This window comes from Sorangium sp. So ce367, from assembly GCF_051520455.1.
Classification (GTDB): domain Bacteria; phylum Myxococcota_A; class Polyangia; order Polyangiales; family Polyangiaceae; genus Sorangium; species Sorangium cellulosum_B.
On sequence record NZ_CP150334.1, the window covers coordinates 11,406,777 to 11,421,390 of the forward strand.

A 14,614-nucleotide genomic window follows, 5' to 3' on the forward strand; every position below is an offset into this window, starting at 1 on the left:
TCCCGCCTGTGGCTCTCCCGACCGCCACCCCTGCTGGCCCGCCCCATTTCGCCCCGCCGCCCCGTTTCGCCTCGCGGCCCATTCCACCTCTGACACCGCGATACGCGAGCTCAGCGCGGAATGCGCCCGCCAGCGCGCCTCACGCCTGCCAGATCGCCAGGAGCCACACCGCGACGCCCGCCGCGCACACCGCGAGCCCCGGCGCCGCCTTCGGCCATACCCACTGCCCCGTCACCGTGACCCCGCGCCGGACCACCCAGACGGCGCCCGCGACCCACGCCGCGAACGCCCCGACGAGGGCGACCACCCAGCCGACCCGCGGCGCGTCGTCGCGCGCGAGCGCCGCGAGGTGCTGCCGCTCGACCGTCGCGGCAGGCTCTGTCCGCGTCCCCGGCGGGCGCGGCGCGGCCGCCGAGAGGCGGGCGATGGCCGCGTTGGCCAGCTCGAGATCCTCCGCGTGCGGCGTCGTGAGCCACCGCGTCTCCAGGGCGGCCGTGCGCACCGCGCGCCACGCGAAGAGCGCCGTGTCGGCCCGACCGAGGCCCTCCGCGGCCGTCGCGAGCGCGATCAGCCGCTCGTACGCCACCCGGACGTGCGGCGCCCCGGGGGCGTACCAGCCCGCCGCCCGCCGCGCGTGGAGCGCGGCCGCGTGCGCGTCGCCGGCGCGCAGGGCGTCCGTGCTCTCCGCGATCTCCCGCTCGCCCGCGGCCACCACCCGCAGCGACGCCGCGCCGACGAGGAAGCCGGCGACCGCGAGGCCGCGCAGCACGCCGAGCACGACCGAGAGCCTCACAGAAAGTCGCGTCTCTTGAAGACGAACGCCGCCACCGACAGGAGAACGAGCGCCCACCCGGCGCACGTGATCGCCGCCCAGCCCAGGTACACGAGCAGGTTCGCGTCAGCGACCTCGCCCGCGAGCAACGGGCGCGGCGGCACGTAGATCTGGAGGTTCGGGACCACCTTGGAGAAGGCGCGCGCCGCGGCGCTGATCTGGGGGCCGAAGTACTTCACCGGCAGCCGGGCGAGCGAGTCGGCGTTGCGCCCGATGAGGAAGACGCCGAGCGTGAGCAGCGAGGACAGGAACGGCGTCGAGAACGACGAGAACAGCGTCGCCACCGCGGCGACGATGCCGACCTCGAGGAACGCGAGCGCGCTGCCCGCGAGCACGACGCGCCGCTCCGTCGGCGCGCCGTCCGCGAAGAGCACGCCGAGCAGGAGGAAGACCGCCGCCCAGGGGACGAACCCGTACGTGCGCGCCATCGGCGAGCGCCACGCCACGAGCCCGAGCGCCGCGAGCGAGGCGGCCCCGGCGCCCGCCACGAGGGCCAGCGAGCGGCCGGCCAGCACCGCGCTGATCTGCAGGACGAGCCCGGCGTCGGCCAGGATGAACACCCCGAGCGTGAGCAACGTGCCGAGGTACTTGCCGACGAGGTACTCGCCGCGGCGCACCGGGCGGGCCAGGATCGGGAAGATCGTCTTCTGCTCGAGCTCGCGGTACAGCGACGTCGCGCCGATGATGACCGCGACCGCGATGCTGAAGAGCGAGATCGACGCGACGCCGAGGTCGCTCACGACCCGCGCGCCGTTGCGGAGCGTGTAGGCGCCGACGATGATCGAGTAGAACGCGACCGCGAAGGCGACGCCCGCGAGGCCGATGAGGATGCGCGCCCGAAGCGATTCCCGGTAGGTGTTGAGGGCGATCGCAGAGATGCGGCCGAACATCGGGGCGACGTTAGCAAGGGACGGGGGGAGCTTGAAAGGGCCGCGGGTCAGGGGCCGGCGCCGTCCCCGGGGTCGACGACCCGCACGTCCAGGAACCAGAGGCCGTGCGCGAGCGCGTGGCCGTCGATCTGGAGGTAATACACGCCAGGATCGAGCACGAGATCGAGGAAGCTCCGCTGGGGATCCGTACCGATCGTGCAGGAAAGCGGCATTTCGACGCCGGGACAGCCCGGGCCGCGGCGGACCGAGAGCAGCGTGTCGTAGCTCGAGCCGGCCATGTCGAGCACGACCCGCCTCCGCGCGGTCAGCGTGAGCCGGAGGAGCTGGTCCCGGGCGCCGCCCTCCTCCGTGCCGGCGCGGTCGCAGCCGGCGTCGAAGTCCGCGGCGGCGTTGGCCGTGTTGCCCTGGAAGAAGCCGCCGCTCTCCGGGATCTCCAGCGCCCCCTCGCACGCGTCGGAGAAGGGCACCAGCGTGGGCGGCACCGCAGGCCGGACGAACGCCGTCACGCTCACGGGCTGGCCGAGCTGCGCCTCGGCCACGACCCGGTACGACCCCGGCGCGACGTTGCGCCGCGCGCTCCGGAGCGGCGTGACCTCCCCCTCGCTGCACGCGAGCCGATCGCCCTCGCCGCCGCACGCCGGCGTGGACAGGGCGATCGCGCCGGTGTCGCCGGCCGACAGCTTCTCGACGAGCAGCACGTCGGACGCGACCGGCAGCTCGAGCGCGTACACGGCGTCGACGGCCGCCGGGCCGCAGCCGAGATCCACGTCGTCCTGGTGGCCGAGCAGCGACACGGAGACCGTCCGGTTCGGCGCGAGCTCGGCCGCCCCTTCGCACGCCTCGTCCGGCGGCGGCTCGGTCGGCGGCGAGAGCTCCAGCGTGACGAGCACCGAGGTCGGCGCCGTCGCGGAGACCGCCACGGCGTACACCCCCGCGGGCAGCGCGCGCCGGAAGAGGTGCGGCGCCGCCGCCGTCTGGCACGCGAGCTCGTCCTCCGGCAGCGCGCACGCGGCGCTCCGCAGCGAGAGCGAGGGATCGCCGTCGCCGTCGGTCGAGATCGCGTAGAGGTCGACGTCCTGGGGCTCGGCGAGCTCGAACGTGTACACGAGCTCCCCGAGCCCGGTCTCGCACGCGGTCCCGAGATCCAGGGCGGCGTCGAGGATCGTCGCCAGCGCCGGCGCCCCCGGCGAGAGGGGCGCCGCCGTGCCGCACGTCTCGTTCTCCGGCGCCGGCGCCGGCGGCAGGAACGCCACGTCGACGATGACCGGCGCGCCCACCTTCGTCGTCACGTAGAGCGGCAGCGCCGTCGCCCGCTCCGGATCGCCGAGGCCGCGGGCCCGGAGCTTCGCGAGCTTGCCGCCGTCCGCCGTCTCGTGGGGCCCCCCGCACGCGAGCTCGGTCGCGGCATCGCCGCACTGGCCGGCGAGCGTCACGGCGACGTCGGTGGCCTCCGTCTCCGCATCGGGGGCCTCCGTCCGCGCGGTCACCTCCACGTCGACAGGCGGCCCCGGCGGCAAGATCACCGCGGCCACGACGTCGTGCGTGCTCGCAGGGCGGGGCAGGCCGCACGAGCTCGCGTAGTGGAAGCCCGCGCCCGCCGTCGTCATCGCGTACGAGCCCGGCGCGGAGATCTCCAGCGCGTCCAGGCACGTGTCGTGCTCCGGAGACACACAGCCGCCCTCGTCGGCGCGCCCGTTGCAGTCGTCGTCCCGATCGTTGCCGCAGACCTCGGGCTGCGCCGACGACACCGTGGGATCGGCGTCGTCGCAGTCGCCCCCGCCGCAGTGCTCGTCGGGATCGCCGTCGAGATCGGCGTCGCGCGGCGCGCTCGAGCACGTCTTTGTCGCCTCGTCGCACGCGTCGATCGTGCAGGTGCTCTGATCGTCGCACGCGACCGGCGCGCCGGGCACGCAGCCGAGCCGCGGGTTGCAGCGCTCGACGCCGTCGCAGTGGACGTCGTTCTGGCAGGCGCTGTCGTCCGGCGTGAAACGGCACCGCCCGAGGGCGGTGTCGCACGCATCGAAGGTGCAGGGAAATCCGTCCTCGCACTGATCGTCGTCGACGCACGGGCCGCCCAGCGTCGGGTCCGCTGGAGCTTGCTCGCCGCCGGCGCCGCCCTCACCGCCCTCGCCGCCCGCTCCACCGGCCGACGGGAAGGGGCTCGGGGCGCTCGAGGCGCAGGCGGCGCCGGAGAGCGCCGCCGCGGCGACCGCTCCGCAGAGGAGAGCGAGACGCGTCAAGGAGGAAGGCGGCAAGAAGGAGGAAGTGTGAGTCCGCATCGAACGAGGTGAGCGGCAATGAGCGTAGCAGGGCACCGCCACGTCTGGCATCATGGCGCGCGATTCCGCCGAGCGTCGCGGATAGAGGGAAAAACAGGGTGACCAGCGACAGATTGACCCGACCCGAGCTGACGTGGCTGCTGGCGCAGGAGGCGCGGAGCGCCGCCCAGAAGCTCCGCCAGGGCGTGGGGATGATCGCGACCGAGAGCGCGCCGCCGCCGACGCCGTCGCCCGACGACAGCTCGGGCGGCGTCGAGAGCACGCTCAACCGGCTCGACGAGGCGGTGAGCATGCTCGCGTCGCTCCACGGCCGCCCCCTGCCGCGCGGGCGGCGCGGCCGCGTCGACCTGACCGCGCTCCTCTGGGAGGTCGCGCCCGAGGCGCGGGTGCAGATCGAGATGGGCGAAGGGACCACCGTGTTCGGCGACGAGACCGAGCTCCGGCGGATGCTCCAGGTGCTCATCGCGCAGGGCGGCGACCCCTCGAGCCTGACCGGGGCGCCCGACGTGAGCATCCACCGCGTCGGCGACGAGGTCAGCGTCCGGGTCAACCTCGGCCCGGAGACGCCCGTGAACTTCGAGACCGAGCGCGTGTGGCTGTCGCGCATGGCGCTGCGCTACGGCGGCCGGCTCGAGCTCGACGGCCTGATGCAGACGCTGACGCTGCCCGCCGAGGTCGATCTCCAGCGCCTCGAGGTCGAGAGCCTCAAGAAGGAGCTCGCCGCCGCGCAGGCCCAGGGCGAGGCGTACGCGCGCGAGCTCGCCGCCGTCTTCTCGCGGGTCGAGGGCGAGCGCGAGCGCGGGTCGCTGTCCGGCGTCATCTCGCGGCTCGGCGGCAGCGAGCCGGTGTCGCACCTGCCGCCGAGCGGCGACAGCCTCGCGGTGCTCGTCGCCGCGGTGCGCGTGCTCGGCACGCAGCTGCGCGGCATCCTGTCGGCGATCGGCCGCGACATCGCGCCGCTCCGGACCCACGGCGGCGACGCGGGCGAGACGGCCTCGTCGGTGGGGCGCCACGTGACGGCGGCGTCAGAAATTGTCAGTGATCTCGCCAGGTTGGGCGCGTGTCCGCTCCACGAGTTCCCGCGCCACTGCGACGTCGCCGACGTGCTGCGCGACGTCGTGAAGGACGATCTCGCGCGCGCGGCCCGCCACGACGTGCGCGTGGTGGTGGAGGCGCCGGAGACCGCGCAGGAGGTGGTGCCGCAGGGCGCGCTGACGGTGCTGCTGCACGCGCTGCTCGATCACGCCATCAGCGCGTCGCCGCCGGGCAGCGAGGTGCTCGTCTCCCTCTCCGAGGGCCCGAGCGGGGTCGAGATCACCTTCGACGACGCCGGTCCGCCCCTCCCGGCCGCGGCGCGGAGCGTCGTGCTGAGCCGCGACTTCGAGGCGGTCGCGCAGGGCCGCCCGCCGGCGCTGCCGCTCATCGCGGCGCACGCGATCGCCGCCCATACGAACTACGGTATCGCCATCGAGGACGGTCCGCGGGGCGAGACGCGGGTGCGGCTCACGATCCCGCGATCGGGCTAGCGCCGCGTGGCAGAAATCCTGCCACGGCTCTGCCTCGCGAGCGGAGAGAGATTCAACGCAAAGGCGCCAAGTCGCAAAGGCGCAAACCTGCACAAAATCTGTTCTTTTTTGCGCCTTTGCGGCTTTGCGCCTTTGCGTTGAAATCTCGCCTGCTACCGCAGGAATGAGCTCGGCGGGAAGTCGACGTCGAGGTTGAGCGTGGCGCCGCGCACGATGTTGATGTCGTCCACCGTCAGCGTCGTGGTGACGGGGCGGTCGTTGCCACGCTCCACCAGCGTCGCCGTGGCCGTGTACTCATCGGGCGGGAGATCCACGGTGATGCTGAAGTCGTCGCAGCGCGCGTAGTCTCTCGCCACCTCGCGGCTGCCCCGGTAGACGATCAGCTCGAAATCCGCTCCTCCGCGGCTGTGCTGGGAGCACGCCCGCGAATCGATCCGGTTGGCCACGGTCCACTCCAGCGTCAGGCTCCCGACGGCCTGCACGGGCCGCGGCCGGCGCTGGGGGCTGGGCTCCACGTCGACGATGCACCCCAGGGCCAGGAAGCTCGATAACGCGAGGCCGCAGAGGGGAAAGACGCTCTTCTCCTGATTCATCCTCGTACCCGTCCTTTCGCTGCTGCCCCGCTGTCAACGAGGTGTGTAGTAACGGCGCCCCCGCTCGCGCGGATAGCTCAGCTCGCGCTCCGGCACGTACCGCGGCGACGTCCGGAACGTCTGCCTGTAGCGCTCGAGCTCCATGGGCTCTTCCTCGAAGATGACCCAGCCCCGGTTCGTCGGGTAATACCAGCGGCCGTCGACCAGGTACGCATACGTCCCGCGGAAATAGACGCGCGGATACGCGGCGATCTCCACCGGGACGACCTCGGCGCGCACCGCCGGAACGCCGGACACGACGAACCCCCCCTCGGTCCCGACCGTGCCCATACACCCCATGAGCAGCGAGGCGCCGACCACGAGCGCAGCCGCGGCGAGCGAGGCCCTCGTCACACCGAGAGATCTGGACCGCCCTCGCACGGGCGGAGTCACGTTGTTGCTCTGCTTCACGTCATTGCTCCTCCGAGCGCAACTCAGCAACGCGAGTGCCAGCGCGGCCCGACTCGAGATCTCCGGATCTCCGCCGGCGCGGCGCTCAGCGGGCCGCGCGGAGCGCGCCGGCGAGCGCGAGCGCGCGCTGGATCTCCGCCGACGTCACCAGGCCGATCACGCGCTCGCCCTCGTCGAGCACCGCGATCACGCTCGCCTCGCCGCTCGCCAGCGCGTCGAACGAGCGGGACGCGTCGTCGTCCGCGTGCGCTCTCGGCACATCCACGGGCATCACCGCGCCGACCGTCGCCGGCGCGGCGCCGCCCTGCAGCTGGCGCGCGAGATCCCAGACCGTGACGACGCCGATCTCGCGGCGCCCCTCGCCGTCCCGGGGATCGTCGATGACCCGCGCGCCGACCAGGTTGTGGCGCAGGAGCCGCTCGGCCACCGCCCGAGGGCTCTCGTCCGCATACGCCTCGCCGAGCCGATCGGTCATGAACCGCGCGACCGGGATGCCGCGGAGCAGCTCGTTCGTGCTGGAGCGCGCCTGCTCGGCCGACGCCCCCATGTAGACGAACATCGCGATGAGCACCAGGATGAGGTTCCACGAGAGCAAGCCGAAGAGCCCGAAGGCCACCGCCATCACCTTGCCTGTCGCCGTGGCGATGCGCGTCGCGCGGGTCCGCCCGAGACGGCGCAGGAGCAGCCCGCGCAGCACCCGGCCGCCGTCCATCGGGAAGGCCGGCAGCAGGTTGAACGCGCCGAGGAGAGCGTTCGTGATCGCGAAGGCCACGAGCGCGGCGCCGATCTCCGCCGGCGCCGGGAGCAGCCGATACGCGACGTAGCTGCCGAGCGCGATACCGAAGCTCATGAGCGGGCCGGCGAACGCCATCCACGCCTCGTGCTCGGGATCGTCGCGCTCCATCTGCGAGACGCCGCCCAGCATCATCAGCGTGATCGCGCGCACCCGGATCCCGTTCTTGAGCGCGACGAACGAGTGGGCCAGCTCGTGCACGAGCACCGCCACGAACAGCCCGACAGCCAGGATCGCCCCCCAGGCGAGCGGCGGCAGGCGCATCTCCTCGCGCGGAATCCCGAGCGACGACGCGATCACCGAGAACTGCGACGACGCCACATAGGCCACGTACGGCAGGAAAATCAGCAATGTGATGTGCAGCCGTATCGGGATTCCGCGGATCCGCAGGACTGTCAGCCCCTGGTCGAACATGTGCCTCCTGATCCACAGGTACAGATGGGGCCGACAAGCACCTTCGCAAGCCGCCGAGACAGCGCCAGTGCGCGGAAGACCAGGGCAGCCGCGCGGCGCCGCCACGCAATGCAGAGAGGGGCGCGGCGCTGCGAGGGCGCCAGCGCGCGTCCGTCCCAGGCGGGAATCACGGGGAGGGGAGCGTGTTCGGAGGCGCGCGGCGCAGCGCGGCGCCCACGCGGCGCGCGGATTGGCGTAGCTTGGTGTGACCGAGGTCGTCATGCGCCAGCGCGTCCCCGATGCATTGATGGCAGCGAGCACGGAAGAGCTGACGAAGGTCGAGCTCGCGGTCCTTGAGTCATCCCACTCGGGCGGCGTGCCGAGGGACCTCACGGGCCACGTGTTCGCGATCGGGCCCGTCGGCTCGGTGGACGGCGACCTACCCAGAGCGGACGGCGCGCCGATCCTCAATGGCAATGGGATGATCTACCGGCTCGACTTCGGCCGCGGCGCGGCGGTCCGGCTGACCTCGAAGATCGCGCGCACGCCCTGTTATCACGCGGACGCCGCCTCGCGCCCCGGCACGCGCTTCGAGGCGCTGGGCTTCCGTGACGCAGGGCTGCTCCGCTTCTCGCCGCACCTCGGCCTGCGGAACCACCTCAACACCGCGTTCGTGCCCATGCACGCGCCGCGCGCGCCCGCGCGCCTGCTCGTCACGAGCGACACGGGCAGGCCCTACGAGATCGACCCGGCCACGCTGGAGCTCGTCACGCCGGTCGGGCGCAACAGCACGTGGTACCCGGCCGCGCCCGTCGATCACCCCTTTCCGATGACGCTCTCGAGCGCGCACCCCTGCTTCGACGCGGAGCGGGGCGAGCTCCTCACCGTCAACTACGGCCGCTCGCTCCTCCACCTGTTCGTCGCGTCGCTGCCGCGGCTCGACGAGCTCGGCGCGCTCCCGCGCTCGTGGGATCGGCTCGCCGCGGCGGCCGCGTCGATGATCGAGCAGCAGCTCGTCCGCCCGAGGGCGGACCGGATCGAGGCGTTCGCCAAGCGGGCGCTCGAGCTCCTGCCCGCGCGCCTCCGCCCGAGCGCGCCGCCCGGGCCGGGCGACCTCCTCGCGCGGCAGGCGGCGCGCTTCGGCGGCGTGGCGCTCGACGAGCCGGCGGGCGACTTCGCGTTTCTCCTGCGATGGGACGGCCACAACGAGCCCGAGCGGCACCCGCTGGTCCTGCCGAGCGGCGCGCCGGTGCGCATCGAGCAGAGCGTGCACCAGATCGGCCTGACGCGGCGCTGGGTCGTGCTCGCGGACACGGCGTTCAGGATCGGCCTGGAGAGCGTGGCGTTCCGGGGCTCCAAGGAGAGCCCCGGGATCGAGCGCCTCGTCCGGTCGCTCCTTACGATGCCCCACGAGCCGAGCACGACGTTCTACCTGGTCCGGCGGGACGCGCTGCGGCCGGGCGGCGGGCCTGTCGTGGTGAAGCGGGTCGTCGTCCCGCTGGAGACTCTCCACTTCCTCGTCGACTACGAGGACGCGGGGGACCGCATCACCGTGCACGCGGCGCACAACTGCGCGACGGATCATGGGGAGTGGCTCCGGCCCTGCGATCGGCACGCCGCCGACAAGACGCCGGCGCCGCCGCGCCTGCGCGGCCTGTTCCCGCTCGGGCAGGCGGACGTGAACCGGATCGGCCGGTATACCCTCGACGCGGCGGCCGAGCGCGTCGTGGACCAGGCGGTGTTCGCCGATCCCGCGCGGGCGCTCGGCGTCGGCCTCTATGCGTACCGGGAGACGGGCGCGTCGTGGATGCCGCCCGATCGCCTCGAGAACGTCTACTGGCGCGGCGGCGGGATATGGGATGAGCTGTCGACCGAGTTCATCGACCGGCTCTATGCGGCGCACCCGCACAGGTCGCTCCCCCTCCCGGCGCTCCGCCGGATGCGCGCGGAGGGCGGCCACCCCGACAGCCTGTTCCGGTTCAACCACCGCGCGATGCGGATCGAGGATCGCTACGAGTTCCCGCGGCGCGCCGTGGGGTCCTGGCTCAGCTCGCTTCAGTTCGTCCCGCGGCGCGGCGGCAGCGGGGCCGACACGGACGGCTACGTCGTGGCGATCGTCGCGACGCCGTGCCGCGCGGAGGTCTGGATCTTCGACGCGACGAACCTGGCGCGAGGGCCGCTCTGCAAGCTGGGACACCCGTCGTTCCGGCCGGGGCTGACCCTCCACACGGCGTGGCTCAACTCGGTCGCTCCGTGGAGGGGTGGATACAGGGTGCCGGTGCGGGAGGATTACGAGGAGTTCGTGGCAGAGGCCCCCGGGGAGCAGGTGAAGGCGCTCTTCGAGGAGGAGGTCTATCCGCGGTTCGCGTGAGCCGCGGAGAGGAAAGGCTGGGAGCCGCGAGACGAGGGCGGCTCGGCGCAGCGCGGGGGGACCTCGGCCCCGGGGCCGTCGACCCGCTCGAGCAGCACGCCCGTGGCGCCGTCTCCCAGGATCTCCGTGATCTGGTGGTTACCCCACGGCTGCCCCTCGCGCAGGCGCCGCGACCGCACGTCGCTCGCCACGATGAGCACGCGCCGACACCCCCTGTCGAGGTGCCGATTCGCCAGCTCGACGGCCGCGGAAAAACCGCCCTGAGCGGGCGTGAGATCGATCGTCAGCGCGGGCACGAGGCCGGCCATGCACGCGGCCAAGGCCGCCGCGCCCGCGTCCCCTCCCCCGCCGTCGTCGCCCGTCATGATGAGGACATCGACGAAGGGATCGCGGAGCCGCCCCACCTCGATGAGCTCCCGCAGCACCGAGGCGGCCATGGAAAGCGTGGTCTCCGTCGCGCCGGCGAAGCGCCGCTCCGCGACCCCCGTCGCCTCGTGCAGCCAGTCCGCAGCGTGAGGGAGACCGTAGCTGGTGATGAGCTCCTGGTTCGTGACGACGCGCTCCGGCAGATAGGCGGCGACGGCCGCGATGCGACGCTGGACCATGTTTCTGCTCTGTTACGGCGCCGCGACCGACGCGCGCCGATCCTGCAAACCTTGGCCAGGGCAGCTCGATCCGGCGCTCCACCACCGCCGTTCGGCCAACGCCGAGCACGCTGGAGAGCCAGCGTCCTGGACGACATGAGACAACCCACCACCGAGTCGTCGAGAGCCGTGGGGCAAACTACACAATCAGATGCTCCCTCCCCGTCACCGACATCCTCCACTGGACCATTTACAGAACGTCCTGCGCAAGTGGGAATAACAGCCGATTCGGCTCCGTCCGCCGCCGGAGCAGGAAAGCGCCGCAGCGGGAGGGCCCTATTGCGACGCGGGCGGTCCCGTCGCCCGCTCGCCGCGTCGCGTCGCGCTCCAGCGGACGATTCCGACCGGAAGCGACAATTCCGCTCTCACGGGCAGAGGGATGCACAAACGTGTCGGAACGCGAGGCGCTGAGCAGGCAGGGCGCAGGGCGCATCTCTCGCCCGGACGGCGCCATCGAATTCGCCCGATCACGTCCGTTTGTGTCCGATCGCATCCGCCTGTGTCCGATCACGTCCGATCACGTCCGGTTGGGTTCGATCACGTCCGATCACGTCCCGTGATGTCGACGCGTCGTGAGCCCGCTCTTTTCTGGATCCGGAGGGAGGTTCACCCTGTTTTGAGGACACCTCCGCTCGCCGCGGCCACGGCGCGGGAGCGCGCGATCCGCGCCGCGGGGCGCCGCGCTCGCGTCTTCCTTCTTCCCGCGCGGCCCCGCGGCGCGCGGCGGGGCTCCTTCTATCCTATTTATCGTCATCGCGACGCCGCTCCAGCGAGCGCCGCGCTCGCCCGGATCCACCGCGATTGAATCGCGGAGAAATCCCAGGGGAGCGCAGATGCGAGGAGCGCCTGATTCGCGGACTCCATCCCGCGAATCCATGCTGTGCGAAGCGGCAGCCTCTGCACAGAAGAGCGAGGCACACAGCCTGCTCTTGGGTGCACCAAGGTGTTCGGGGGCCGCAAGGCTCATCAGGAACACCGGGGAGGACCAATGATCTCGATGCACAAGACGATGGGTTTCGCGATGATGCTGGCGCTCGGTGCCGGGTGCGCGGTCGGCGCGGACGACGACTTCGATATGGATGATGAGAGCGTCGACTCCGCGAACAGCGCGCTCGAGGCGGACGAGCGCGGCGGATACGCGTCCCAGTCGCAGGCTCAGGCTCAGGTCGGCCAGATGGGGCCCAGCAAGCTCGGTCTGCCCCCCAGCAAGGGTCTGCCCTCGAAGGGCGTTCCGATGCTCCCCAGCAAGGGCGAGCTGCCCAGCAAGGGCGGGCTCCTTCCCAGCAAGGGTGAGTTTCCGACCAAGGGCCTCCCGACCAAGGGCGGCTACCCGACCAAGGGCGGATACGCGCAGCAAGGCCCGGCGCAGCTCGGCCAGGCGTCCGACCTCTCGCAAGCTCAGATCGGCCAGGCGGGCCCGGCGCAGCTCGGCCAGGGCCCGGCGCAGATCGGCCAGGCGGGCCCGGCGCAGATCGGCCAGGCGGGACCGGCGCAGATCGGCCAGGCCGGCGTGGGGCAGGTGGGCGTGGTCGGGCAGGAGACCGGGCAGCGTGAGGGCGAGCGCTTCTTCGGCGGCTGCGGCGGCTTCGGCGGCTGGGGCGGCTTCGGCTGGGGTGGCTTCGGCGGCCTCGGCTGCGGCTTCGGCGGCGGCGCCCTCGTCTCGTCGTTCACGAGCTGCACGACGGCCATCATCCCGACGTTCGGCGGCTTCGGCGGCTTCGGCGGCTGCGGCTGGTGATCTGACCTCACCCTGCTGGCCGGCGCCAGGGGCTCCACGTCGCAGGATCCCTCGGCGCCGCGCCAGCCCCCTCCTCTGACGAGGCTCGCGAGCGCCGGCCGCCCGGGGTTGGATATCCCGGGCTGCCGGCAGCTGCTCTCTCCCCTTCGCCGCTCGCGCACGAGCCACGCCCCGCCGCTCGCCGGCGGGGGCGCGCGAGGACCCAGATCCGACCTTCAGCCGCCCTGACCTTCAGCCGCCGTGACCGAGCGCGCGATCCAGGTAGAACGCCGCGCTGACCAGGCCGAGGTGGGTGAACGCCTGGGGGAAGTTGCCGAGCAGCTCTCCGCTCGGCCCGATCTGCTCGGAGTAGAGCCCGAGGTGGTTGGCGTACGTCAGCATCTTCTCGAAGATGAAGCGCGCGTCGTCGAGGCGGCCAGCGCGCGCGAGGGCCTCGACGAGCCAGAAGGTGCAGATGCTGAACGTGCCCTCCTTGCCGGTCAGGCCGTCGCCCGCGCCCTTGCCGAGCTCGTAGCGGTGGACGAGCGTGTCGCTCGCGAGCTCCTCGAGCGTGCGGTCGAGCGTGCCGAGGATCCGCGGATCGGTCGGGGAGATGAAGCGCATGAGCGGCATGAGCAGGTTGCTCGCGTCGAGCGCGCTCGAGCCGAAGGCCTGCACGAACGTCCTCCGCTGCGCGTCCCAGCCGCGCGCCATGATCGCCTCGTAGATGTCGTCGCGCGCGCGCGCGACCCGCTGCCGATCGAGCGGCAGAGAGCGCTTGTCGCTGAGCCGCAGCGTCCGGTCGAGCGCGACCCAGCACTGGAGCTTCGAGTAGACGAACTGCTGCTTGCCGCCGCGCACCTCCCAGATGCTCTCGTCCGCGTGCTCCCAGCTCTGACATACCCAGGTTGCCATGCGCCGGAGCTCGCGCCAGAAATCATAAGAGATGGGAGATCCGTATTTGTCGAAGAGATATACCGAGTCGATGAGCTCGCCGTAGATGTCGAGCTGGAGCTGCGTCGTCGCCCCGTTGCCGACGCGGACCGGCCGCGACCCGCGGTAGCCGTCGAGGTGGGTGAGCGCGACCTCGGGTAGCTCGTGGCGTCCGTCGATGCCGTACATGAGCTGCAGCGGCCCGGTGGGGCCGTCCTCCTCGGAGACGCGGGCGCTCAGCCATTCCATGAAGCGCGCGGCCTCCTCGGTGTAACCGAGCCGGAGGAAGCCGTAGAGCGTGAACGCGGCGTCGCGCACCCAGACGTAGCGATAATCCCAGTTGCGGACCCCGCCGATCTCCTCGGGCAGGCTGGTCGTCGCCGCGGCGACGATCGCGCCTGTCGGCTCGAACGTGAGCAGCTTGAGGACGAGCGCCGAGCGGTCGACCATCTCGCGCCAGCGCCCCTTGTAGCGCGAGCGGGCGAGCCACGACCGCCAGAAGGCGACCGTGCGCCGGAGCGCGTCCTCGCCGTCGATCGGCGTGGCGAGCAGATCGGCGCTGGCCGTCCAGTCCTCGACCTGGCGCAGCGAGAACGTGGCCGACTCGCCGGGCTGGAGCACGAAGTCCGCGGTGACGCCGCCGGCGCCGTCGCTCGACAGGGGCACCGGGCTGATGAGCGCCAGGTCGACTCCATCGGAGTCGAAGACGGCGCCGCGCGGGTCGTCGAGGATCAGGCGGTGGGGGCGGCGGGCGAAGTCGATCGCGGGGCGGCAGGCGAGCCGGAAGCGCACCGCGCCGCGGACGGCCCGCGCGACGCGGACGATCTGGTGCATCCCGCGGCGGTAGGCGCCGTACGTGTCCCGGTGGATCGGCATGAAATCGCAGACCTCGCCGACGCCGTCCACGTCGAGGAAGCGCGTGAGCAGGACGTTGGTGTCGGGCATGTACATCTGCTTGTTCCGCGACGCGCCGTTCGCCGCGGAGAGCGCGAAGCGGCCGCCGCGCTCGTCGTCCAGGATGGCCGCGAACACGCTCGGGGAGTCGAAATGGGGGAGGCAGCACCAGTCGATGGATCCATCGATCCCGACCAGCGCGACGGAGTGCATGTCGCCGATGACGCCGTAGGACTCGATCGGTTTGTAGGGCATGGCCTCTCCATAGGGCCCGCTCGACCGAGCGGAACCGCCTCTCG

The 14,614-nt window shown here is 72.3% G+C and carries 11 protein-coding genes; 3 read left to right on the plus strand and 8 right to left on the minus strand.

Annotated features, from left to right (window positions below; genetic code table 11):
• Positions 1–139: 139 nt before the first annotated feature.
• From WME97_RS43280 to WME97_RS43290, 3 genes are read right to left on the minus strand one after another with little or no spacing between them, the layout of a single operon-like run.
• Entirely contained in the window at positions 140–793 is a 654-nt protein-coding gene (locus tag WME97_RS43280; RefSeq protein WP_437546680.1) for a hypothetical protein, read from the minus strand.
• Positions 790–1,722: an ABC transporter permease gene (locus WME97_RS43285; RefSeq protein WP_437546682.1), complete on the minus strand. Its 933-nt coding sequence runs from the start codon at positions 1,720–1,722 to the stop codon at positions 790–792. Before WME97_RS43285 ends, WME97_RS43280 begins: the two co-directional genes overlap by 4 nt.
• 47 nt (positions 1,723–1,769) lie before the next feature.
• The gene (locus tag WME97_RS43290; RefSeq protein WP_437546684.1) at positions 1,770–3,962 is read right to left on the minus strand and encodes a MopE-related protein; all 2,193 of its coding nucleotides are present in this window, start codon (positions 3,960–3,962) and stop codon (positions 1,770–1,772) included.
• A gap of 137 nt (positions 3,963–4,099) precedes the next feature.
• Between WME97_RS43290 and WME97_RS43295 the strand changes: the two genes are divergently transcribed.
• Positions 4,100–5,527, plus strand: coding sequence for a sensor histidine kinase (locus WME97_RS43295; RefSeq protein ID WP_437546686.1), 1,428 nt, complete (start codon positions 4,100–4,102; stop codon positions 5,525–5,527).
• A 152-nt stretch (positions 5,528–5,679) separates the two neighbouring features.
• Here WME97_RS43295 and WME97_RS43300 read toward each other — a convergent pair whose 3' ends face one another.
• The 3 genes from WME97_RS43300 to WME97_RS43310 all read right to left on the minus strand — a co-directional run bounded on the left by WME97_RS43300 (position 5,680) and on the right by WME97_RS43310 (position 7,777).
• Positions 5,680–6,120, minus strand: a complete 441-nt coding sequence (locus WME97_RS43300) for a hypothetical protein (RefSeq protein ID WP_437546688.1) — start codon at positions 6,118–6,120, stop codon at positions 5,680–5,682.
• A gap of 33 nt (positions 6,121–6,153) precedes the next feature.
• On the minus strand, positions 6,154–6,570 hold the full coding sequence (locus WME97_RS43305) for a hypothetical protein (RefSeq protein WP_437546690.1): 417 nt from the start codon (positions 6,568–6,570) through the stop codon (positions 6,154–6,156).
• Between the two features lie 85 nt (positions 6,571–6,655).
• The gene (locus tag WME97_RS43310) at positions 6,656–7,777 is read right to left on the minus strand and encodes a site-2 protease family protein (RefSeq protein WP_437546692.1); all 1,122 of its coding nucleotides are present in this window, start codon (positions 7,775–7,777) and stop codon (positions 6,656–6,658) included.
• A gap of 259 nt (positions 7,778–8,036) precedes the next feature.
• On the opposite strand from WME97_RS43310, the gene WME97_RS43315 reads away from it, so the two are divergent.
• Complete coding sequence (locus WME97_RS43315) at positions 8,037–10,127, plus strand: carotenoid oxygenase family protein (RefSeq protein ID WP_437546694.1); 2,091 nt, start codon at positions 8,037–8,039, stop codon at positions 10,125–10,127.
• On the opposite strand, the gene WME97_RS43320 is transcribed toward WME97_RS43315, so the two are convergent.
• Positions 10,109–10,732: a hypothetical protein gene (locus tag WME97_RS43320; RefSeq protein WP_437546695.1), complete on the minus strand. Its 624-nt coding sequence runs from the start codon at positions 10,730–10,732 to the stop codon at positions 10,109–10,111. The two genes, WME97_RS43315 and WME97_RS43320, sit on opposite strands and share 19 nt — an antisense overlap.
• 1,027 nt (positions 10,733–11,759) lie before the next feature.
• Between WME97_RS43320 and WME97_RS43325 the strand changes: the two genes are divergently transcribed.
• Positions 11,760–12,509, plus strand: a complete 750-nt coding sequence (locus WME97_RS43325) for a hypothetical protein (RefSeq protein ID WP_437546697.1) — start codon at positions 11,760–11,762, stop codon at positions 12,507–12,509.
• Between the two features lie 231 nt (positions 12,510–12,740).
• Here the strand turns inward: WME97_RS43325 and WME97_RS43330 are convergent, their stop codons facing one another.
• Positions 12,741–14,570: a glycoside hydrolase family 15 protein gene (locus tag WME97_RS43330; protein ID WP_437546699.1), complete on the minus strand. Its 1,830-nt coding sequence runs from the start codon at positions 14,568–14,570 to the stop codon at positions 12,741–12,743.
• Positions 14,571–14,614 lie beyond the last annotated feature (44 nt).